We start from the raw sequence: 19,602 nt of genomic DNA on the forward strand, positions 1-19,602 counted from the left end.
TGTGTGCATGAAAGGTCGCTGGCCGCGCTGTCAGGCCATCGCCAACTCCTTCTGTCTCTCCCGCACAGCCTTCAGCGCTCCACCCCATGCGATGAGCTGATCGAGCATCGAGGTTACGGCGGCTTCGCGACCGGGCGCCGGCTTGAACGCGTGAAAATTCTCGAAATCCGTGAACAGGGAGAGCCCGACTTGCGCGCGCACTGTCGCGACCTGCATTTCGGCCATGACGAGGCGCAGCTGTTCGACTCCGCGGGCACCCTCGCCGCCTCCATAACCGACGAAACCTGCCGCCTTGTTGTTCCATTCCCGGTAGAGGAAATCGATGGCATTCTTCAACGATGCCGAAATCCCGTGATTATATTCGGGCGTCACGAAAACGAAGGCGTCGAAGGCATCGATCTTTGCAGCCCACTTGCGGGTATGCGGCTGGGTGTATTTTTGCATCATGCCGGGGGTCGGTTCATCGAGGAACGGCAACCTGAATTCCGCAATGTCGACCAGTTCAAACCTCGCATCGCCGCGCTTGTCGGCGATAGTGTGAATCCACCTCGCAATGGGTTCGGCGCGGCGACCCGGTCGGGTACTGCCGAGGATGATGGCTACGTCGATCATGGGTTATTCCCCGTTGATTGAAGTCAAACGGCGCATCGCGCGCCTCTGGCCAAGGGGTTAAGGCTTTGAAGCTTGTTCGACAATCCGGCATTATCCGTATGGGATGGTCGGAAAAACCAACCGATAAAGGTGGGGCTGGATGAGCGGCCGGGGGCCGGTTGTTCGGCGGATGTTGGCTTGGGGCATGGCACTGCATTAGGATGGGTCGTCTTGAACTACCGTTTTGCTGTCACCCGACGACACCCAAGAAACCCCGAAAATATAAAGGCTTTCTGGAATTAGCGTCTTGACATCGCCTGGCATCACCCGATAAAACCCGATATGCAAGTATGGGTTCAAGGAAGGGATCAAGGCCATGCCGATCAAGCTTGAGCGCCAACTCTCCCCTCTCAAAGTCAAGAACGCCAAGCCCGGCATGTATGCCGATGGCGGCTGTCTCTACTTGCATGTCACCCCGGCCAAGGACGGCAAGCGGCTCAATCGATCCTGGATATTTCGCTATCGCGTCGGCGGTCGATTGCGCGACATGGGGTTGGGCAGTGTCGACATCCTAAGCCTCTCAGAAGCCCGTGAGCGGGCCCGTGAGCAGCGCAAGCGGCGTCTTGACGGCATAGACCCGATCGATGCGCGCCGCGCCCTGGTGGCCCCTAAACTCGACCTGATGACCTTCGATCAGGCCGCGGCCGAAGTCATCAAGGCAAAGGAAGACACCTGGACCAGCGCCGTGCACGCCGGCCAGTGGTGCGACTCGGTGAAAACCTTTTGCTCGCCGTTCGTCGGATCCAAACCGGTTCGCGATATCAACACCGCCGATGTCACCAAAATTCTTGATGCAATCTGGAAAGACAAACCGGAGACAGCGAACCGGGTGCGCGGCCGGATCGAGGCGGTGCTCAATTGGGCCAAGGCGCGCGGGCTACGCGACGGCGAGAATCCGGCTCGGTGGCGCGGGCATCTCGATCATATTTATTCGTCAGTTGCCGCGGCCAAGGAGGCCAAGCGGGCGCGCACTGGATCAACCGCGCACTATGCGGCACTTCCTTACGAGAGAATCGGCGAGTTCATGGCCGCGCTGCGGGCGCAGAAGGGCGCTGAGGCGCGAGGGTTGGAATTCGCCATCCTGACCGCGGCGCGAACGAACGAGGTGATGGGCGCCCGATGGGCAGAGATCGACCAAACCGCGAAGACCTGGACGGTCCCCGCGAACCGAATGAAGGGCGGCAAGGAGCACCGCGTTCCCCTAAGCGACCGGGCCATTGCCGTTATCAAGGCCGTGAACCGCAACGGCGAATATGTTTTTGGCGACGGTTCCCGCCCACTTTCACCGATGGCGTTCACGCAGTTGCTCCGCAGGAGGATGAAGCGCGACGATATAACGCCGCATGGATTCCGCAGCTCGTTCCGCGACTGGTGCGCCGAACAGACCAACTTTCCGCGCGAGATCGCTGAGGCCGCGCTGGCGCATACCCTCAAGGACAAGACTGAGGCGGCCTATCAGCGCGGCGATCTCTTGGAGAAGCGCCGCAAGTTGATGGATGCATGGTCGCAGTATGCGAACCGGTCTCCGTCGACGGGCAAGATCCTGCCAATGCGGCCGGCGTCATGACAAAGTCCCTCATTCCGGACGGACCCTGGTCGTTCAGCGGGCACGTGACGTATCATTGGGCGCCCAACCCAGAAAGCCTTTGGATGAACGCCATCGCTGCCTTTCCCGATGTCAAACCGCTAATAGGGTTGCTGCGAAACGTCGACGTTCCGATGGTGCCTTATGCCCGACACTCGTTGGCAGACCTGCTTTCGCCACCCACCGATCCCCCGATCGACGCTTTTCGGCTGGAACTTAAGGCCAACAGGGATTTCGAGAAAATGATGCAAAAGATCTTCCGCGTGTCCGAGTACGATCGGCGCATGGCGGAAGACGTGAAGCCAAAACCTAAGTCGGAACCAACCGCGCAGGAAGTAGGTCGACAATTCGGAAACGTCCAAGATCGACAGGTTCTTCGTGATAAGCAGGAATGGGAACAAACCCTCGCCAAGGATCTTCGAGATCGTTTGAAGATGGGTCCAAAAACCGACTGACATTTTCCCGCGATTTTATGTCAGTGAAGGAATTCGCGAACAGGTGTTGGGTGTCTCCACCAGCTGGAGAATCACCCGATGACGTTCGACTCACCACTGAAAGCAATCACAGTCCGTCGACATGACGCCGCCGCCATGCTTGGCGAGGGCGTTTCCAAAATCGACATGCTCATCGCGACGGGCCAGATTCAGGCAAAAAAGTCCGGGCGCAACTTGCTCATAGTCGTCGAATCGCTCGAGCGGTACGTCGCCGGACTACCACCGGCCGAGCTGAAAATCGAGCGCAAGTACAGGAAGCCGACCGCGCCAGAAGCCGCCTGATCGTACAAACGCCGCCCTTTCATGGGCGGCGTTCGCATTTTTACGAGAGGCGGCAGGTTGCGGGCGTAGATCCAACAAATCAGCGCGCCCGAGGGGTTCGAGCCCCCTCCGCCTCACCACACTCTCATAAGGCTAGATCAGTCAGTCTTGGCAGACGCGCTGTATGTAGCCGAACAGCCCCCGGAGGGCAAGGCTATGCAGCATATTCCCCCGACCTTCGCGCCCGACAACACCGCCGAAGACGACTTCGCATATTTCAGGCGGCATCCCGGCGCCGCCATTCGAGCCCGCCTTCCGTTTCCGGGCGAATTCACGCCCGCGGATTTGGCTGAAGGCGGCGGGCTGGATTGTTTTGTCATCGCCATCGTTGAGCGCAAACCGGGCCGGCCGATTCGGCGCGCGCGATGGCTCCAATTTTGCCAAGGGGGGCGAGCATGACCGAGCATTTTGAAACCTGTTCCAAAAAGGGTCGCGGCATGGCGCAGCGGTCCCTCGATCTGATCGAGGCGATGAGCGTCATCGCCAAAGCTGCGCAGCCGATCACAGGTCGCGGCGTCGGTTACAAGCTGTTCACCCAAGGCCTCATCGCATCAATGGCGAAATCTGAAATGCAGCGCGTGTACCGCCTGCTGAAAGAGGCGCGCGAGCGCGGGCAGATTCCGTGGGAGTGGATCGTTGATGAGACCCGCGCCATCGAGCGTGTGCCAACATGGGCTGACCCCGACGAGTACGCCCGCTGCGTAGCTCGATCCTATCGCCGCGATTTCTGGGACCAGCAGCCCCATCGAGTACAGGTTTGGTCCGAGAAGGGCACGGTGCGCGGCGTGCTTGCGCCCGTGCTCGATGACTATGCCGTCGGCTTCTTTCCAGTGCATGGATTCAGCAGCGCCACAGCAGCCCATAACATTGCTGAGGATGACGACGGTCGCCCGCTGATCGTGCTCTATGTCGGTGACTTCGATCCGAGCGGAATGTTTATGTCCGAGGAGGATCTGCCCGCACGATTCGAAAAGTATGACGGCGATCACATCAAGCTGACGCGGATTGCCCTCACCGTCGAACAACTGGAGGGACTGCAGTCGTTCCAGGCAGCCGATAAAAAGAAAGACCCGCGTTACAAGTGGTTCGTCGCCAACCATGGGCGTCACTGTTGGGAGCTCGACGCAATGGACCCGAACTATCTCCGCGATTGCGTTGAACAGGCGATCATAGGGTTGATTGAGCCCGTGGCATGGCAACGCTGTGAAGTCGTCAACAAGGTGGAGCAAGAATCGCTCAAGGACGTTCTTGAACAATGGGGCGCGCGATGAGTGTCGCCATCCTGATCAGCGGCAGCATCTTTCGCGAACCGCAACAGCGCACCTCGCAGAGCGGCAAGCGCTACGTCACCACCACGATCAAGGCCGCGGCGGCCGACAACACCACGTCGGATTTTTGGAGCGTGCTCGCGTTCGGCGACACCGCGAGCGCCGAGCTGTTGCGCCTCGCCGTTGGCGAGCGCGTGGCGATCCAGGGCGGATTGAAGCTCGAAGTCTACACCGCAAACGACGGTCAAACGAAGGTCAGCCGCACGATTTTCGTCGATCATGTTTTAGCGGTTCGTCAGCCGCCGAAAGAGCGAAAGCCGAAGGCGAAGGCGACGGCATCGCACGACCAACCCACCACCACCACCAGCACCGCAACCGATCCGGATCTCGACGATTCGATTCCGTTCTGACCACCACACACAAGGAGACCGACGAATGAAGATCGAACCACTATCGGAATCCGAAAAGCGTGCGCTTCTCGAAACGCCGCAGGAGGAGGCCGCGCTCGATGAATCGGACCGAGCAAAGGCCGACGAGCTGTACGTAGAAGTGCTCAAAGCGTTGCTCGAACGGTTCAACCGAGAATTCCCAGATCCTATTTAGTCCGATGACCGCGGCCGCACCGATCAAACACCAACACGCCTCGCCGATCGAAATTTTTCGCGAGCGATGCGAGGCGCGTGCAACGTTGTGCGCGGCCGGCTTGATGACGTTGCAGGATGCGGTCGACGGAATGCAAGAAGTGGCTGCAGCGCAGGGGTTAGTTGCAACGCACGGACAAGACGCCGTACAAGAAATTCTCGCGGAAAGTTTTGCGAGGTGGCAATATGAATAGGCTCGCACCATCCGCCGGTCCGCTCGCATTCATCAGCCCCGTCATCGAGTTCGCGGAGCCTGGCGACAAGCTCAAAACATTCGTCGACCAGGTTCGCGTCGTCGGCATTCTACTCCGCAAAGGTCGCTTCAACTCGGACGCAGAGATGGTCAAGCGCGAGTTATGGGGCATCGCTCAGGCGAACGGGCTGACAGACGAGCCAGACAGCTTCGCTGAAGAGATGGTCGAATACGAGATCGACAAAGCGACCGCGATCGATGACGAGCCGCGCGCGACTAACGGGCATGATGACGAGCCGCCACCGCAGATCGAGATCCCGGAAAGTGCTGGCGCTGATCCGGATCATGCGCCGCCGCAGATCGAGATCACTTCGTTGCCGCCGCTCACCATCAACGATTGGATCGCCCGCGATCTTCCGCAACCGGATTTTCTATCAGGGCATTGGCTGACGACCACCAGCCGCGTCCTCCTCTCGGCAACGACGGGATTGGGCAAGAGTAATCTCGGCATCGCCTTGGGCATGCGCATTGCCGCCGGCGTTAATTTTCTGCACTGGGACAATGAGCGCGCGGCGAAAGTACTCTTCATCGACGGCGAGATGTCGCGACGCCTTTTGCGGCAGAGGATCATCGACGAAGCTGGCCGAGTTGGCCAAAAGCCGGGAAACTTCCACGCTTTAAGCAGCGAAGACATTCCGGATTTTAAGGCACTCAATACCGCGGAAGGCCAGCTCTGGATCAGCGCTCTGATCAGGCGCCTCGGTGGGATCGACCTGATCATCTTCGACAACATCATGTCATTGATTTCCGGTGATATGAAAGATGAGGAACCATGGCAGCAGACGCTTCCCTGGGTACGATGGCTGACGCGGCAGGCCGTCGGCCAGATCTGGATCCATCACACCGGCCACGACGAAACGCGATCCTACGGCACCAAAACCCGCGAATGGCAGATGGACACCGTCATTCACCTCGACGTGGTGAAGCGCGATGAGACCGATATTTCGTTCTGCCTCCAATTCAAAAAGGCGCGAGAGCGAACGCCCGCGACGCGGTTCGATTTCCAGGACGTCAAGATCGCGCTGATCGATGACCGCTGGGAATATGAGCTCACCGACACGCGTCGGCCCGGCAAAGTGCCCCCGCAGACGGAAAAGGCGCTGGACGCGCTCATGAACGTCCTGGCCGGCGACCAAGTCGTGATGCTGCCGGGAAGCCGCCGCGCCGCCCATCGCGATCACTGGGCCGCCGAATGCAACGCCCGCGGTCTGATCGACATCAAGAGAAAAGAAAAGAGCGCGACGACGATTTTCAACAGGTTCCGACGGGAGCTCGTCGCCGCAAATCGCATCGCTTGCGACGGAGATTTGCAGTGGATGCTTTAGGCTAAAAACCCAATAAAACCGCTTGTTCGGGATTGTTTCCGACTATCAAAAACCCAGCAAAATGGGCCTTTTTCGATTGTTTCCAAACGGCCAAAAACATCGCCGGAAACAATGAAACGGAAACGAGCGGAAACCACTGATAAACAAGGCTCGAACAATCGGAAACAACGCGGAAACAACGCCGGAAACAAGGAAACAACCCCCTACGGGGGAGGCGGACTACTTCCGCTCCTCCGCGCTTCGCTCCCGTCGCCTTGGCGGCTCCTCCGCTGCACGCTCCGCCCCTCCGCCGGATAGCCCTGAAAACCCGTCTTCGCGCAAAAACCAACACGGCGGAAAAATTGTCGACGCCCGCCGATCGCACCGCCACGCATGGCCGTCAAGTCTTCGTGAAATGTGAGATGGCATGGCCGTCAAGTCTTCGTGAAATGTGAGATGGCCAACTGTCGCTCGTGAGCGTGCGGCTTACGTTGGAGCCAATTGATGTTGTCGCATCAAAACTCGACATCATCCACGGAGCGAGGCGCGAGCCTTCTCCAAGAGAGTCTAGCCAACGGAGACCACCATGAAAAACACTGCACTCACCATCTTCGGCGCGCTGCTGATCTCAGGATTGGCGGTCCAAATGGCAGCGGCTTCCCCGTACCACCACCGCAGCAAGGTCCACCTCAGCCATTTTCGAGGAGCCTACAATCAGGTGAACGGGCCGATCAGCGTCCGTCCAATCCAACCATCCTTCCAACCGGCGCCCGCTTTGCCCCAGACGGAGTCCGGCGGCATGGGCGGCTGGGGAAGCATGACCGGCTTTAATTGAGTTTCATCGGCAAGCCGCTCGACTCACACTCGGGCGACTGAATCCGAAGCTACCCCACTCTAAGGCGGGTGGGGTAGCGTTCGTGGAAGCCCGTTCAGGCCGCGCGCTAAAGCCTTATCTGAACCGCTGGCCGCGTCGCTCTTCTTCCTCCCCCGCGCATATGGTTGATGTTAGAAATAGCCGCGCGCGACCTCGGGCGGCACGCTGCAGTCGATTAACTGGCTGTAAAGCTCCCGCGGTGCTCGTTCAAGCGCGGCGGGATCGGGCCGCTGTTGCGGTTCGAAATTCGCAGTCAACTGCGGATGTCGCCCTGCACTGTATGCATTTGCCACACCGTCATTGCCTTGCCGTTTCGCGCGTGGAACCGCGACGAAAAATTGCGCTTGGCAGCGGGAATTTCGGTGCTGTAATTCCCGTCGGTTGAGCCAACTGTCTACTTTTCGTTGTTTGGTGACGGTTCGATGGCGGGCAAAAATACCAACTAAATCAGTGGTTGCCAGAATCAACTGTAGTCCAAAGGGCTATATTGCCGACAGTTTGCAAGCCCTAGCTTAGGTATCCACTGCGGACTAGTCTCCCGCATATCCCACAGGAATGACTCCTCCTAGTGCGGTTGCAGCGTCACGAACTTGTCAAGCTTCCTTACAGGACTTTAATCGAGCATTCATGTCCCGTTTAACTGGACTACGCGATGATGTTTGTCCATCGGACGCTAGCAACGTTCGATAGAAACAATGATAGCTTACATGGGATCGATTCCGGCGGGCCTTCTGCTCTCATCAGGTGAAATGGAGATCACATGAAACGCCCAGTGACACTACACAGCTGTCTTCAGCTGCTCGAACTTCTCAGAGCAAATGATGACGAGGTGTCTCCTGTTTCTCAGAACCGAACAGGCCAGCCGACAAGAGCCAGCGGTGGTCGGTAGACCGCGGGTTAGGTGTAGCGGATTGAAGAGCAAGACCGGGCCCCCTCCGACCGCATCTCCCGCACCGGCACGGGTGTCGAAGTTTTTTAAGTGAGAGGCGCGTGCGCGAATGGGCGGCTAGATGCCGTCTATTGGGATTGTTTCGGGAGTACTTGGCGCGAGCGGGAACCCGACTCTTGTTGCGAATTCTTCTGCCTTCGTTGGGATTTCTGAGTCGGTACCACAGGGTCGCCGCCCTTTTCTGGCTGACCATAAAAGAGGCTACCGGGGCCATGGGCGGGCGGCAGCCCCACCTGGGCAAACGCCGTCGCGATATCTGCGCCGCACACAAGCGGCAGAGCGATACAAACGAGGTGAAGAATATGCTTCATGGTTAGCCTCCTCGATCACGGGTTGGTGACGGGCTTAAGCGGACATGGGCACTTAAGTCGGTCCTAAGGTCCCTCATTCTAACGCTGCTGCCCACCATAATAGCCGCGAACGACAGTGACGAAAACGGCGAGAGGCAACGCATCACCAAGGCTCCTATTATGCCGACAGTTTTAGGCACTCCCGCCGCACCGCTGAGAGGTCCGCCGGTTTGACAGTCTGCGGCTGCAAAGCTGCCGCACCGCTGAGAGGTCCGCCGGTTTGACAGTCTGCGGCTGCAAAGCGCCAAACAGCTTAAACGTGTTTCCTAGAGAAATGCCACTGGGCGCCCCGCAAACGGTCGCTGGTGCGTTTCGGGCCTTGGCGGGTATCTCACAGCCTCCAGCACAAACCAACGCATGCTGGCCCGGCCCGCGAGGCGGCGCGCGTGCTTCCGCCGCGAAGCATGGCTCGGCGAGCGCTTGTCCGCTGCCGGCGGGTGTCGATCACGATTTTAATTTCCGAAATTGATTTCCGAAAATGCCAACGCGACGGCGCGGCTGTTGCTCGCGTGTAACGCTTTACGGCGGGGACTTGCGCGATTGCGCGACTCACCCAATCTTCGAGGGATGCAAACCGTTCACAAGCCAATCGCGCGTAGTTCGACGACCAATCGTTCCGCCGTGACGAATGGCACGAAGTTGCTCGTCGGCATTGATGGCCGCAGCCCAACGGCGCGGCGCTTTCGTGACCTCGTGCAGGCGTTCAAGGCAGAGATCGGCGGCGATCTGAGCCAGACCGAAATGGCGATGATTAAGACGGCGGCGAGCCTCACGCTGACGGCCGAACTGATGCAGGCCGATATTGTGAACGGCAAGATGGTGGATTCGGGCGACTTGATCCGGCTTAGCAGTGAGGCGCGGCGAATTCTCGCCGAGATCGCCGGGAAGGCCAGCAAGCGGAAGCCGACCGTGCCGGCGTTGCAGGCCTATCTCGCCAGCAAAGCCGCGGCCGAAGAGCCGGAGGGATAAGCCGTGATGGTCAACATTATTTCGGCTCTCGAGGACGAACGGCTTTTCAAGCCGTGGTTTCGTGGCGAGAGCTGGGACGGCTGGCGGACCATCCTGAAAGCGGCCTACGCGTTGCCGATGACCGGCGACGAGGTCGATTTCTTTCACAGTGTTGCCGATCGGGAGCCGCCGGAACGTCCGGTTCGCGAACTTTGGTGCATCTGCGGTCGCGGCGCGGGAAAGGATTCGATCGCATCCGTCATCGCGGCGCACAGTGCGGCGCTTTTCAGCGAGGGCGACAGGTTGAGACCGGGCGAGCGCGGGCTTGTGATGTGTTTGGCGACCGATCGCGATCAGAGCAAAATCGTGTTGAACTACACGCGCAGTTTTTTCACCGATATTCCGATGCTGGCTTCCATGGTGACGCGGGAAACTGCGTTGGGTTTTGAGTTGAATAACGGCATCGACGTCGCGATCACGACCAACTCTTTCCGCGCCGTCCGCGGTCGTTCGGTACTGTGCGCCATCCTCGACGAAACGAGTTTTTGGTTGAACGAAGACTCCGCAAATCCGGATGAGGAAGTGCTAACCGCGATCAAGCCTGCGCTGGCGAGGCTTCCCGGGTCGATTGTCATCGGCATCTCAACGCCATATCGAAAGAAGGGTTTGCTTTGGAAGAAGTTCAAGCAGCATTTCGGCCGAGCCGATGGCGACGTCCTCGTTATTCGGGCCGCCACCAGACAGATGAATCCGACCATTGATCAAAGCTTCGTCGACGAAGCGCTCGAGGAAGATGCTACAAGGGCGAAAGCCGAGTGGTTGGCGGAATTTCGCGATGACATCGGCGGATGGGCTGATTTTGCGCTGATTGAGCAGGCGGTTGATTTCGGTTGCACCGTGAGGCCACCGTTGGCGGATCGGAAATTTAAATATTGGAGTTTTTGCGATCCAAGCGGCGGTGCGCGGGACAGTTTCACCGCGGCGATTGCACATGATGAAAATGGCGTCGCGGTGCTTGATTGCGTCGTCGAGATCAAGGCGCCTTTCAATCCGACCAGCGCGGTCGCCCAGATCGCGGCGGTGCTGAAAAGCTATGGCCTGCACGAGACGGTGGGCGACCGCTATGCGGCGCAATGGGTTGTCGATGCTTTCGCGAAATGCGGCATTCGGTACAAGCACAGCGAGCGCGATCGGTCGTCGATTTATTTGGATTGCTTGCCGTTGTTTACGAGCGGAAAGGTGCGGCTTGTCGACCACAAGCGCCTCGTTTCTCAATTCTCGTCGCTGGAACGCCGCACATCATCGGTCGGAAAGGATCGCGTCGACCACGGACCGGGCGGCAAAGATGATCTGTGCAATGCTGCGGCTGGCGCGCTGGTGTTGGCCGCGGCGCCGGCGGTCGAGTGGATGGCACCGCGTTTCGGAATAACAACCACAACCGGCGGCAATTTTAATGGCCACTGGTTAACCCCCGGTGTCCCCGGGCAGCCCGACAGCACCGTGTATCCGGCGACGGCGGAGGGCTTCCGATCAATGATCGCTGCTATTTCAGAAAAATGAGAGCCACAGCACGGCCAGCATAAGGAGAATGACAAATGGCAGTCAACCGCAGTTCTCGAAACCACCAATTGCTCTCGCAAGTCGGCGCGAAGAATCCGTTCAAGAAGTTGGCCATCGACTTGCTCGATGTCTCGAGCGGCTTCGCAAAGGGCATGGAAGCCGTCAGGGCCAAGCGGGGCCTTTCCGCCGAAGGAAAACGGGATGAAGCGCGAGACCTTGTGCGCAAGGCGTTACGCACCCGACAGGACCTCCGAAAACCACTCGCACAATATAACGCCCAGACCGAAGCAATGGCTGCCAAGGTCAAGCTGCCGGACCTCGATAGAACGGACGAATACGCCGTCAGGCTGCATTTCAGGATGCTCGACCTGTCATATGATATGACGCCGCTTGAGCGAATGGGGCTCATGACTGGGCCGGGCCGCGACCCGGATTTTATATTGTCGAGCTTCGCTAGTTTATCTATGTTTCCTTAAGCGGCTATGGCCAAGCCACTTCTTGGAGGAATCGTCCCGCGTTTGCGCCGACTGTGCAGGCTGAGACCGGCCTGACCGCGATTGGCTGCACATTTAGCGCGCGCGGCTCCGACATTGCGCTTAGACATAGAGGTGGGTGTCTCATACCTAGGTCTATTTGACCTTAGGAAGCAGCGCGAACTGGAGCGCGCCTATACCCAGATATAGTATTTAGTGCTGGCGGAATGATTGCTTCTGCGCCTACACCTGAATAAGGGTGATACCGAAGTTGTTTGAGCGTCGCCCGGCATTCAGTCGATGGAGCCCGCTGAAAGGCAGACTGCTCAGTCTGTCTTCATACAGGGCTCTGGACTAGGCCGACGAGTCAAAGCCCGTACATCAGGATGGTTGAAATTTATCGGAGCCGGCGATCGGTAGGGTTGCAAACCCGACTTAAGATACGGGGCCCGTGTTCAATGCCAATAGATCTCTCGCTTGCAAAAGCGGGTACTAGACACATAGTCTCGGAGGTGGCCGAGGTCGCAACGGTAGATATAATTGACGATGACGCATCGATGCGTGATGGGCTGGCTAGTCTCATTCGATCGGTCGGCTATCATGCCGCGACATACCCCTCCGTGGCAGCCTTTTTAGCTACGAAGCGCCCCGACGTGCGAAGCTGCCTTCTCCTCGACGTTCGATTGCCAGGCACCAGTGGTCTGGATTTTCAGGGCGAGCTTGCTGGATTGGGGATCAAAATGCCGGTCGTCCTTATGACCGCCCATGCCGATATTCCGATGTCAGTACGTGGTATGAAAGCAGGTGCCGTAGACTTCTTAACGAAGCCATTCCGGGACCAGGATCTATTGGATTCAATTTCTATCGCGCTCGAACGCGATGGCGTGAGGCGTGAAGCTGCGGCGGCAAATAGGGACCTCCTAGACAGGTTTCATCAGCTTTCTCCGCGCGAACAGGAGGTGATGCGTCTTGTCACCTCCGGAAAGATGAATAAAGAGGTCGCGGGAGCGCTTCATCTTGCGGAGATCACGGTTAAGATCCATCGGGCCTCAGCGATGCGCAAGATGGGCGCGCGCACGCTAGCTGACCTTGTCAAGTTGGCTGAAACGCTGGAGCTTGGGACGTCTGAATAAGACGTGCCGCGTATTTTTTTATCGCGCCAATTGTCAACTACTTGGTCTTGCCGCAACGTCGCCCTAGGCGGGTCTTACGAGCTCAGAGCCATCAGGCCGATTCGCTATACCGATGTATTAGCACTGATACACCTGCATAATTGGATCGGCATACAGCTAGCGTAACTTCGCGGTGAAAACGTCGGACGGAGTTATTGCGACGTGCCCACCGATCCAAGGATTCGTCTCGAAATCCGAACCGACGAGCGGCGTCCCGCCGGTCAGGCAGGCATCGGCAATCGCCGAGTGATGCTGTCTTCTTCCCGCGGTAGGTCGGCCGCGGATATGCTCTCAAGGGTACACTCACGAAGATCTGTGGGTAGCAATGAGCTTGTAGTTGAGGAAAATTCGATGATCTTCGCGAACTATGTGACGTATGGGGACAGAGCCAAGATTTTGAAGCTTCGTCCAACCCATCAGAAATATCTATTCGGATTACGGGATCGGGGATTAGTAGTCGCGGCCGGATCGTTTCCCGAGGATGTCGGGGGATTATTCCTATATGAAACTGACACGCTCGAGTCTGCAGAACAGTTGATGGCAGGCGATCCCTATGTTCTCGGGGGTGCGATTGCACACTATAAGATTACGCCATGGGAAATTCACGCAGTAAACCCTGCTCTTTTGCGGCTTACACATTTCGCGGCGGATTCGTGACGGCCCGCCGAATCTGAAATCAATGTTTTTACTGCAATCAGGCTTAAGGCGATAGTGCTTTCGCGCTGCTAGCGACGCATCGTCTTTAGATTAGTTACGGGCCGAAGCCGGAGAGATCAAGTAGTCTCTCCGGCTTCATTACCTGTCGTGCTAGTTCAAGCTAGTCGTGTTGTTCAACATGCGGCGGGACGTTGGACAAAAGTACGCCAGCCTCAGCGAAACCGTGAATCTGTGAGTCGCTGTAGCCCAAGTCTCGAAGGACCTCAGCATTGTCTTCGCCGCGATAGGAAGGGGCTTCTGCTGGCATGAGTCGGTCCTTCGAGAAGCGCCAAGGCTTCCCAGGAATCTTAAGAGACCGACCCTGGCGGTCGCTAACCTCCTCGATCGCGCCCCACCACTTCGCCCATTCAGAATTAGCGAAGTTCTTCGTCGTGTGGATGTCGCCAAAGGCAAGCTTGACCTCGTCAAGCTGAGCGTCGAGCAGTCCGGGCGTCGGGAACGTATTGATCCACTCCTGAACAATGTCGTGCAGCGCATCAATATTTTGCTTACGCAGCTCGGTCGTCATAAAGCGTGGATCGCTGGCGAGGTCAGGTCGCCGCATTGCCGCGAGAAAATTGGGGAATGTCAGCTCGCTGTATAGGCTCGTTGCGATTGTAACTTTGTCTCCGTAGGCGCTGGTGAAAAACGGTGAATCGCCTGGACCTAGGGCTAGCGGCTCTGCGCCCATGTCAACGTCCGAGAGTAAGGCGTGAACCAGCTCATTTACGGAAAGCATGGTTGCTGCCATGGAGACGTCGATATATTGACCTTCGCCCGTTTTCTCCCGGCCGTGAACTGCGGCCAGAATCGCGATCGTTGCCTCAAGACCCGTGTAGATGTCTGCATGTGAGTAAATATCATGCCTGGCTTGCTTCAGATCGGGCTTTAGATGGTCCACAAAGCCATCAAGAAAGCCAGTTTCGGCATGCACGGTTACCGCGTATGCACTGCGCCCCGAGAGAGGGCCCTTCTGCCCGTAGCCGCTGATCGAAGCGTAGATGACACGAGGATTTCGCTTCGATATCGTTTCATAATCCATTTGAAAGTACTCGAGCGTTCCCGCACGAAAGTTTTCGACGATAATGTCGGCCGAATCGCACATTTTCCATACGATCTCGCGGCCCTCGGGGTAGTTTAAGTCAACGCTAATGTTTCGCTTTCCGGCATTCTGCTGAACGTAGTAGCCAGAAAGTGCGCCCGTCTTATCCCGCGGAAAGGCGGTGCGCGTAATGTCGCCTGCCGGTGGTTCGATTTTAATGACCTCCGCACCAAGGTCGTGGAGCAATTTCGTGCAATGCGGGCCGGCAAGCACACGGGTGAAATCGACGACCCGGAGGCCGCTCAAAGGTCCAGTACGTGACATGATGAAGCTCCTTCCTTAGTGCCCAGTAAACAAAGCGTGACCCGGCGAGTTGAACTCATGGAAGGCTTTTAAGCCCGCCGCGAGATCGTCGCTTTCAAAAATAGGCCGCTGAAGATCGAACATCGCCTGATCGGCGATGGCCATTCCCTCGTTTACAAATTTAGTAATGAGGGCTTTCGTCGCGGAGTTCGCTTTGGTTGGGCCGTGTGCCAATTCGTGTGCAATCGTGCGCGTTACCTCGTCCAGACGTGCTTCGGGTACGACGGTGTTGATGATGCCCCACGACTCCAACGTTGCGGCATCGTAACGCCGGCCGAGCAACGCCATTTCCTTGGCTCTCGCGACGCCGGCGCGTGCGGCCACACGTTGGATACCGCCCATCAGCGGATGAACGCCAAGTGTGACCTCAACGCTGCCGAGTCGTGCCGTATCGGCCGCGATGATGATGTCGCAAGCGAGTGCGAGCTCTAGCCCACCCCCCACGGCCAAGCCGTGGACGCTGGCGATCAATGGAACATTGATTGCTTCGATCGCCTCAAGATAGGGCAGGATCTCGAATTGGCGATTGTATAGGGCAGCGCCCTTGTTCTCGAAGAGCGTAAGGTCGGCGCCGGCGCAGAAATTGCGCAGTTTGCTTCGTAAAACAATCGCGCGCGCACCATCCTCTTCCGCCCGCTTCAGTGCGCCAATTAGTCCATCCATCAGCGCTTTACTCATTAGATTGTGGGGCGCAAAGCACATGGAGACAGTTGCGACTGCTCCGTCGTGTGCTACTTCGATCACGTGATCTTCAAGACTCATTTGCTCTCTCCAAGATTCGGCCGGCGCGAATTGCCGACACTGCGGGCGTTGCGCGTCCCGCTCGGTGTTCAAAGAAACGCACGAGAGCCCCTTCGAATATCATGCATGGGGTACAGCGAAGTATACCTTCGTAGAAAGCATCGGTTCATCTGTATAGCTGCGCGAACGTCGCTCGGTCGGTACGGTCGATTCACATTCATCTATTGAAGGATCGACCATCATGCGCCTCCCATTGATCCCGCCGAGCAAGCTGACGCCTGAGCAGGCCGCGTTGTATGACGACATGAAAGCGAGCATCTCGGCTGACTATCAGGGCTTTATTTCCATGTGTTCCGATGGATCACTAACCGGGCCCTGGAATCCGTGGCTTCATTGGCCGAAGGTCGGCAAGGCTGCGTGGGAACTTTCTAAACAGCTCACTGCGACATCCACGCTCCCGGAAGAGTGTCGGCAGATCGCTATTCTGGTGACGGGTGCACGCTTCAAGGCGGGATACGAAGTTTATGCGCATGTCGCACTGGCCCAGAAAGCGGCGCATCTCGACGACGATGTCATCTCGGCGATTATCGCGGGCCAGCGTCCGAGTGGATTACCGCGCAAGCAGGCTCTGGCCTACGATGCTGCTGCGGCGCTTGTGAGCGGCGGAACAATGCCGGAGCTTCCGTTTCGGCTTGCGAGGGAAGCCTTCGGTGCCGATGGCGTTGCTGAATTGATCTTTCTTGTAGGCATGTACAGCAACGTCTCGATGGTGCTGAACGGCTTCGACATGGGTATCCCGGCTCCCGATAGAAACTAGGCAGTCGGCTGATCGGAGACGAGCGAGCGCCACTGTCGAGCGGCGCTCGCCGTCTCAGCGGCTTTGGCACATTCAGGGGAAGGAAAGGCGCGCTCTACGAGCCGACGGCCGAACTATACCTAGGTATGAACGATCGAACGAAAGAACGACGACGATAAGTAATTGACGGCTCTATAGGTGTCGCGGGTACCCAACTCGTGAGACGGAGACAACCAAATGTCATTGGGTTGCGAAGCTCGGCCTTTGACTACAACAACGACATTGGGCGCCGGGCCATCCACGAAGGTTCTGGACTTACGAACAGAAGCTCTTCTTCGTGGTCCAGTCTTGCCTTCGCTACTCCGATTGGCTTGGCCGAACGTTCTCGTTATGGCAGCCCAGTCAAGCACTGGCCTGATCGAGATGTGGTTTGTAGCCAAGCTTGGGTCCGATTCTCTTGCGGGCATGGCTTTGGTGCTCCCGATGCTGGTCCTGATGCAGAGCATGTCTCAAGGATCGGTTGGTGGCGGTATTTCATCAGCCATCGCGCGTGCTCTTGGCTCCGGTCGGCGCGATAAGGCTGATGACTTCGTGATCCACGCACTCGTGGTCAATGTCGGGATTGGTGTCCTATTCTCCATCGCAATGTTAATCGGCGGTCCGTGGCTGTACCGAGCGCTCGGAGGAACCGGTGCCGCTCTGACGGCCGCGGTCACATATTCGAATATTATCTTTGGTGCGGTGGTCGTTCTGCTTTGGCTGTTCAACGCGCTTGGCAGTATCATCCGGGGAACCGGAAACATGTTCGTGCCTGGTGTCGTTTTTTGTGGAGGCGCATTGCTGCTAATACCGCTCTCACCGGCCTTGATTTTCGGCTGGGGCCCTTTTCCGCGTCTGGGAATCGCGGGCGGTGGAGTCGCCTTGTTTATCTACTATGCGATCGGGACCCTTATTCTTGGTTGGTATATCGCCAGTGGTCGAAATCTGGCGGCGTTTAAGATTACGCGCATTCGCTGGGAATTGGTACGAGAGATACTTTCAGTTGGAGCCGTAGCTGCTGTTAACACGATACAGATCAACGTTACGATCGCAGTCACGATGGGATTTATGGCCGCCTACGCTGGGCCGGATGCGGTTGCAGGATTCGGTACCGGGACCCGACTTGAATATCTGATGCCGCCGATTTCGTTTGGACTCGGTGCGCCGCTGGTGGCGCTGGTCGGCACAAACGTCGGCGCGCAACAAAAGAAACGAGCGCTGAATATAGCGCTGGTCGGTGGTCTGGTCGGGTTTTTCGTGACGGAAGCGATCGGCGCGACCGCGGCCATATGGCCACGTGCTTGGCTTACATTGTTTACCCAGGATCTGCATATCGTTGCGATAGGCACGCAGTATTTGCGGACGGTCGGGCCATTCTACGGCTTCTTCGGCCTCGGAATTTCGATGTATTTTGCATCTCAAGGTGCGGGAAAACTAGGCTGGTCGCTCGTGGGCGGTCTGGTGCGTGTGTTGGTAGCGATAGGCGGCGGCTGGATCGTGCTGCGCGTTACCGGATCGACCTCACTTCTGCTCGCCGTCTATGCAGCGGGGATGTTTCTCTACGGAATCATCATTGCTGTATCCGTTGCTTCCGGTACTTGGTTTTCGGGCGACGATGAATTTTCCGAAAAATCGAAAGCGGCTCTGTAGGCAGCCACGAGGAAATCGTCGTGTCAGTCGAAACACAGCGCGCTCTACAGGGTGACGGCCAGATTACCTCGGGACGAATTGGCAGGCGCCTCTCGGCCGTATTGGCCGCGGATCTCGCTGGCTATAGTCGTCTGATGGGTCGGGACGAGGAAGGGACGCTTGCGCGGCTGATGGCGTGCCGCCAGGCTTGCTTCGATCCCAAAATTGCGGAGCATCACGGAAGGATCGTTAAAACGACGGGCGACGGCCTCCTAGTTGACTTCGGGAGCGCGGTCGACGCAGTACGTTGCGCGGTCGAAATACAAGGGCTTGTGGCCAAGAGTAACGCAGGAGTTCCAAACGAGCTGCGCTTCCAATTTCGCATCGGGATCCATGTTGGCGATATCATTATCGACGAGCAGGATATGTTTGGAGATGGAGTCAATATAGCGGCCCGGCTTGAGGGCATTGCGGAGCCCGGTGGTGTCTGCATTTCCGATGATGCTTATCGCCAAATTCGTGGCAAAGTTGAAATTGCATACGACGATATGGGTCCGCAGGAGTTGAAAAATATCGCCGAGCCCGTTCGGGCGTGGCGTGCACGGCCCGAAAACACTGAGTCGTCAATCGGCCGGCATGAACCGATAGCGCATTTCGATACACCGTCGATCGCGGTGTTACCATTCCAGAATATGAGCGGTGATGCGGAGCAGGAGTATCTCGCCGACGGAATAGTGGAAGACGTTCTCACCGAACTGGCGCGGTTTCGATCGTTGAATGTTGTCGCTCGGAACTCCAGCTTTGTTTACAAAGGCCAGGCGGTCGATATCAAGCGAGTCGGAAGAGAACTCGGGGCTCGATACATCTTGGAAGGGAGCGTTCGTAAGGCTGGAAAGCGTATCCGGGTGACGAGCCAACTAATCGATACGATGACGGGCGCGCATATCTGGGCGGAACATTTTGACGGCGACGCCGATGCGACATTTGATCGACAGGATGACATCACTCGGAGCGTCATCGGCGCACTGGCGACCTCCCTTGAGCGAGCCGAGACCGAACGCGCAAAGAAGAGGCCTACTGCTGCCTATGCCGCGTATGATCACTTCCTAGTAGGTATGGCTGCTATTTACGAGGGCACGAGAGCGTCTAATGCACGTGCGCTCGATCACTTCGCGAAAGCGACGACCATCGATCCTAATTTTAGCGCAGCTTACGCGATGAGCTGCTACTGCTATGTTTGGCGCAAGGCCAGCGGGTGGCCGAGCGGTTCAAATGAGATAACACTCGTCGGCTCTATGGCGCGAAAGGCGATGGGCGCGTGCCGTTCGCGCAGAAGCCGGCGCAGCGGCCAACCACTCCGATCCGTGCGGCGAGCCGGAGCTGCGGCGCGAGATCGCCGCTCACCTTGCAATTGCGCGCGGCGTGGTGTGTTCGCCTTCACAGATTATCGTCA

At 57.6% G+C, this 19,602-nt stretch carries 22 protein-coding genes, 1 tRNA gene and 2 pseudogenes; 20 read left to right on the top strand and 5 right to left on the bottom strand.

The genetic code is table 11. From position 1 onward, the window contains the following. Positions 1–30: 30 nt before the first annotated feature. The gene (locus VNX23_RS11820; protein ID WP_325630200.1) at positions 31–612 is read right to left on the bottom strand and encodes an NADPH-dependent FMN reductase; all 582 of its coding nucleotides are present in this window, start codon (positions 610–612) and stop codon (positions 31–33) included. Between the two features lie 355 nt (positions 613–967). Between VNX23_RS11820 and VNX23_RS11825 the strand changes: the two genes are divergently transcribed. The 10 genes from VNX23_RS11825 (at position 968) to VNX23_RS11870 (ending at position 7,352) form a co-directional block, all read left to right on the top strand. Then, complete coding sequence (locus tag VNX23_RS11825) at positions 968–2,218, top strand: tyrosine-type recombinase/integrase (RefSeq protein ID WP_325630202.1); 1,251 nt, start codon at positions 968–970, stop codon at positions 2,216–2,218. 83 nt (positions 2,219–2,301) lie between these two features. Next, the gene (locus VNX23_RS11830; protein ID WP_325630203.1) at positions 2,302–2,691 is read left to right on the top strand and encodes a hypothetical protein; all 390 of its coding nucleotides are present in this window, start codon (positions 2,302–2,304) and stop codon (positions 2,689–2,691) included. A 135-nt stretch (positions 2,692–2,826) separates the two neighbouring features. Next, positions 2,827–3,012: a hypothetical protein gene (locus VNX23_RS11835; protein ID WP_325630204.1), complete on the top strand. Its 186-nt coding sequence runs from the start codon at positions 2,827–2,829 to the stop codon at positions 3,010–3,012. A 46-nt stretch (positions 3,013–3,058) separates the two neighbouring features. Next, positions 3,059–3,131: transfer RNA gene (locus tag VNX23_RS11840), tRNA-OTHER, on the top strand. A gap of 315 nt (positions 3,132–3,446) precedes the next feature. Continuing rightward, complete coding sequence (locus VNX23_RS11845) at positions 3,447–4,322, top strand: hypothetical protein (protein ID WP_325630206.1); 876 nt, start codon at positions 3,447–3,449, stop codon at positions 4,320–4,322. Next, on the top strand, positions 4,319–4,729 hold the full coding sequence (locus VNX23_RS11850) for a single-stranded DNA-binding protein (RefSeq protein WP_325630208.1): 411 nt from the start codon (positions 4,319–4,321) through the stop codon (positions 4,727–4,729). Before VNX23_RS11845 ends, VNX23_RS11850 begins: the two co-directional genes overlap by 4 nt. A gap of 25 nt (positions 4,730–4,754) precedes the next feature. After that, a complete protein-coding gene (locus tag VNX23_RS11855) occupies positions 4,755–4,922 on the top strand; it encodes a hypothetical protein (RefSeq protein ID WP_325630210.1) in 168 nt (55 codons plus the stop codon). Positions 4,923–4,926: 4 nt separating this feature from the next. Further along, positions 4,927–5,154 (top strand): hypothetical protein, encoded by a 228-nt coding sequence (locus VNX23_RS11860; protein WP_325630212.1) that lies wholly within the window; start codon positions 4,927–4,929, stop codon positions 5,152–5,154. Beyond that, complete coding sequence (locus tag VNX23_RS11865) at positions 5,147–6,538, top strand: AAA family ATPase (protein WP_325630214.1); 1,392 nt, start codon at positions 5,147–5,149, stop codon at positions 6,536–6,538. The genes VNX23_RS11860 and VNX23_RS11865 overlap by 8 nt, the downstream gene beginning before the upstream one ends. A gap of 565 nt (positions 6,539–7,103) precedes the next feature. Further along, the gene (locus VNX23_RS11870) at positions 7,104–7,352 is read left to right on the top strand and encodes a hypothetical protein (RefSeq protein WP_325630216.1); all 249 of its coding nucleotides are present in this window, start codon (positions 7,104–7,106) and stop codon (positions 7,350–7,352) included. A 170-nt stretch (positions 7,353–7,522) separates the two neighbouring features. Here the strand turns inward: VNX23_RS11870 and VNX23_RS11875 are convergent, their stop codons facing one another. Next, positions 7,523–7,858 carry a hypothetical protein gene (locus VNX23_RS11875; protein ID WP_325630218.1) on the bottom strand — a complete coding sequence of 112 codons (336 nt, stop codon included), beginning with the start codon at positions 7,856–7,858 and terminating at the stop codon, positions 7,523–7,525. 550 nt (positions 7,859–8,408) lie between these two features. Next, a complete protein-coding gene (locus tag VNX23_RS11880; protein ID WP_325630220.1) occupies positions 8,409–8,651 on the bottom strand; it encodes a hypothetical protein in 243 nt (80 codons plus the stop codon). 660 nt (positions 8,652–9,311) lie between these two features. On the opposite strand from VNX23_RS11880, the gene VNX23_RS11885 reads away from it, so the two are divergent. The 6 genes from VNX23_RS11885 (at position 9,312) to VNX23_RS11910 (ending at position 13,500) form a co-directional block, all read left to right on the top strand. Next, the gene (locus tag VNX23_RS11885; protein WP_325630222.1) at positions 9,312–9,659 is read left to right on the top strand and encodes a hypothetical protein; all 348 of its coding nucleotides are present in this window, start codon (positions 9,312–9,314) and stop codon (positions 9,657–9,659) included. A gap of 3 nt (positions 9,660–9,662) precedes the next feature. Beyond that, positions 9,663–11,198, top strand: coding sequence for a hypothetical protein (locus VNX23_RS11890; protein ID WP_325630224.1), 1,536 nt, complete (start codon positions 9,663–9,665; stop codon positions 11,196–11,198). A gap of 35 nt (positions 11,199–11,233) precedes the next feature. After that, on the top strand, positions 11,234–11,674 hold the full coding sequence (locus tag VNX23_RS11895) for a hypothetical protein (RefSeq protein ID WP_325630226.1): 441 nt from the start codon (positions 11,234–11,236) through the stop codon (positions 11,672–11,674). After that, positions 11,659–11,835, top strand: a complete 177-nt coding sequence (locus VNX23_RS11900; RefSeq protein WP_325630236.1) for a CoA transferase — start codon at positions 11,659–11,661, stop codon at positions 11,833–11,835. The genes VNX23_RS11895 and VNX23_RS11900 overlap by 16 nt, the downstream gene beginning before the upstream one ends. Before the next feature lie 294 nt (positions 11,836–12,129). Then, positions 12,130–12,804, top strand: a complete 675-nt coding sequence (locus VNX23_RS11905) for a response regulator transcription factor (protein ID WP_325630228.1) — start codon at positions 12,130–12,132, stop codon at positions 12,802–12,804. A 390-nt stretch (positions 12,805–13,194) separates the two neighbouring features. Further along, entirely contained in the window at positions 13,195–13,500 is a 306-nt protein-coding gene (locus tag VNX23_RS11910) for a YciI family protein (protein ID WP_325630230.1), read from the top strand. Positions 13,501–13,660: 160 nt separating this feature from the next. Here the strand turns inward: VNX23_RS11910 and VNX23_RS11915 are convergent, their stop codons facing one another. Together VNX23_RS11915 and VNX23_RS11920 are read right to left on the bottom strand one after the other, a co-directional pair. Beyond that, on the bottom strand, positions 13,661–14,905 hold the full coding sequence (locus VNX23_RS11915) for a CaiB/BaiF CoA-transferase family protein (RefSeq protein WP_325630232.1): 1,245 nt from the start codon (positions 14,903–14,905) through the stop codon (positions 13,661–13,663). Positions 14,906–14,920: 15 nt separating this feature from the next. After that, positions 14,921–15,706 carry an enoyl-CoA hydratase/isomerase family protein gene (locus VNX23_RS11920; protein ID WP_325630233.1) on the bottom strand — a complete coding sequence of 262 codons (786 nt, stop codon included), beginning with the start codon at positions 15,704–15,706 and terminating at the stop codon, positions 14,921–14,923. A gap of 220 nt (positions 15,707–15,926) precedes the next feature. Between VNX23_RS11920 and VNX23_RS11925 the strand changes: the two genes are divergently transcribed. The 4 genes and pseudogenes from VNX23_RS11925 to VNX23_RS11940 form a co-directional block, all read left to right on the top strand. Next, positions 15,927–16,502 carry a carboxymuconolactone decarboxylase family protein gene (locus VNX23_RS11925; protein WP_325630235.1) on the top strand — a complete coding sequence of 192 codons (576 nt, stop codon included), beginning with the start codon at positions 15,927–15,929 and terminating at the stop codon, positions 16,500–16,502. 216 nt (positions 16,503–16,718) lie between these two features. Further along, a complete protein-coding gene (locus tag VNX23_RS11930) occupies positions 16,719–18,170 on the top strand; it encodes an MATE family efflux transporter (RefSeq protein ID WP_414642980.1) in 1,452 nt (483 codons plus the stop codon). Between the two features lie 134 nt (positions 18,171–18,304). Beyond that, positions 18,305–18,658, top strand: a pseudogene (locus tag VNX23_RS11935) (adenylate/guanylate cyclase domain-containing protein); the annotation flags it as partial. A gap of 805 nt (positions 18,659–19,463) precedes the next feature. Beyond that, a pseudogene (locus VNX23_RS11940) lies at positions 19,464–19,602 on the top strand (PLP-dependent aminotransferase family protein); the annotation flags it as partial.

Source organism: Bradyrhizobium sp., assembly GCF_035570375.1.
Taxonomy (GTDB): domain Bacteria; phylum Pseudomonadota; class Alphaproteobacteria; order Rhizobiales; family Xanthobacteraceae; genus Bradyrhizobium.

Excerpts from the sequence above, each read along its gene's own strand:
- VNX23_RS11855 (WP_325630210.1), top strand. The coding sequence starts at position 4,755 with ATGAAGATCGAACCACTATCGGAATCCGAAAAGCGTGCGCTTCTCGAA.
- VNX23_RS11825 (WP_325630202.1), top strand. The coding sequence starts at position 968 with ATGCCGATCAAGCTTGAGCGCCAACTCTCCCCTCTCAAAGTCAAGAAC.
- VNX23_RS11850 (WP_325630208.1), top strand. The coding sequence starts at position 4,319 with ATGAGTGTCGCCATCCTGATCAGCGGCAGCATCTTTCGCGAACCGCAA.
- VNX23_RS11870 (WP_325630216.1), top strand. The coding sequence starts at position 7,104 with ATGAAAAACACTGCACTCACCATCTTCGGCGCGCTGCTGATCTCAGGA.
- VNX23_RS11880 (WP_325630220.1), bottom strand. The coding sequence starts at position 8,651 with ATGAAGCATATTCTTCACCTCGTTTGTATCGCTCTGCCGCTTGTGTGC.
- VNX23_RS11915 (WP_325630232.1), bottom strand. The coding sequence starts at position 14,905 with ATGTCACGTACTGGACCTTTGAGCGGCCTCCGGGTCGTCGATTTCACC.
- VNX23_RS11820 (WP_325630200.1), bottom strand. The coding sequence starts at position 612 with ATGATCGACGTAGCCATCATCCTCGGCAGTACCCGACCGGGTCGCCGC.
- VNX23_RS11830 (WP_325630203.1), top strand. The coding sequence starts at position 2,302 with ATGAACGCCATCGCTGCCTTTCCCGATGTCAAACCGCTAATAGGGTTG.
- VNX23_RS11910 (WP_325630230.1), top strand. The coding sequence starts at position 13,195 with ATGATCTTCGCGAACTATGTGACGTATGGGGACAGAGCCAAGATTTTG.
- VNX23_RS11835 (WP_325630204.1), top strand. The coding sequence starts at position 2,827 with ATGCTTGGCGAGGGCGTTTCCAAAATCGACATGCTCATCGCGACGGGC.
- VNX23_RS11905 (WP_325630228.1), top strand. The coding sequence starts at position 12,130 with ATGCCAATAGATCTCTCGCTTGCAAAAGCGGGTACTAGACACATAGTC.
- VNX23_RS11895 (WP_325630226.1), top strand. The coding sequence starts at position 11,234 with ATGGCAGTCAACCGCAGTTCTCGAAACCACCAATTGCTCTCGCAAGTC.
- VNX23_RS11925 (WP_325630235.1), top strand. The coding sequence starts at position 15,927 with ATGCGCCTCCCATTGATCCCGCCGAGCAAGCTGACGCCTGAGCAGGCC.
- VNX23_RS11845 (WP_325630206.1), top strand. The coding sequence starts at position 3,447 with ATGACCGAGCATTTTGAAACCTGTTCCAAAAAGGGTCGCGGCATGGCG.
- VNX23_RS11920 (WP_325630233.1), bottom strand. The coding sequence starts at position 15,706 with ATGAGTCTTGAAGATCACGTGATCGAAGTAGCACACGACGGAGCAGTC.
- VNX23_RS11930 (WP_414642980.1), top strand. The coding sequence starts at position 16,719 with ATGTCATTGGGTTGCGAAGCTCGGCCTTTGACTACAACAACGACATTG.
- VNX23_RS11860 (WP_325630212.1), top strand. The coding sequence starts at position 4,927 with ATGACCGCGGCCGCACCGATCAAACACCAACACGCCTCGCCGATCGAA.
- VNX23_RS11865 (WP_325630214.1), top strand. The coding sequence starts at position 5,147 with ATGAATAGGCTCGCACCATCCGCCGGTCCGCTCGCATTCATCAGCCCC.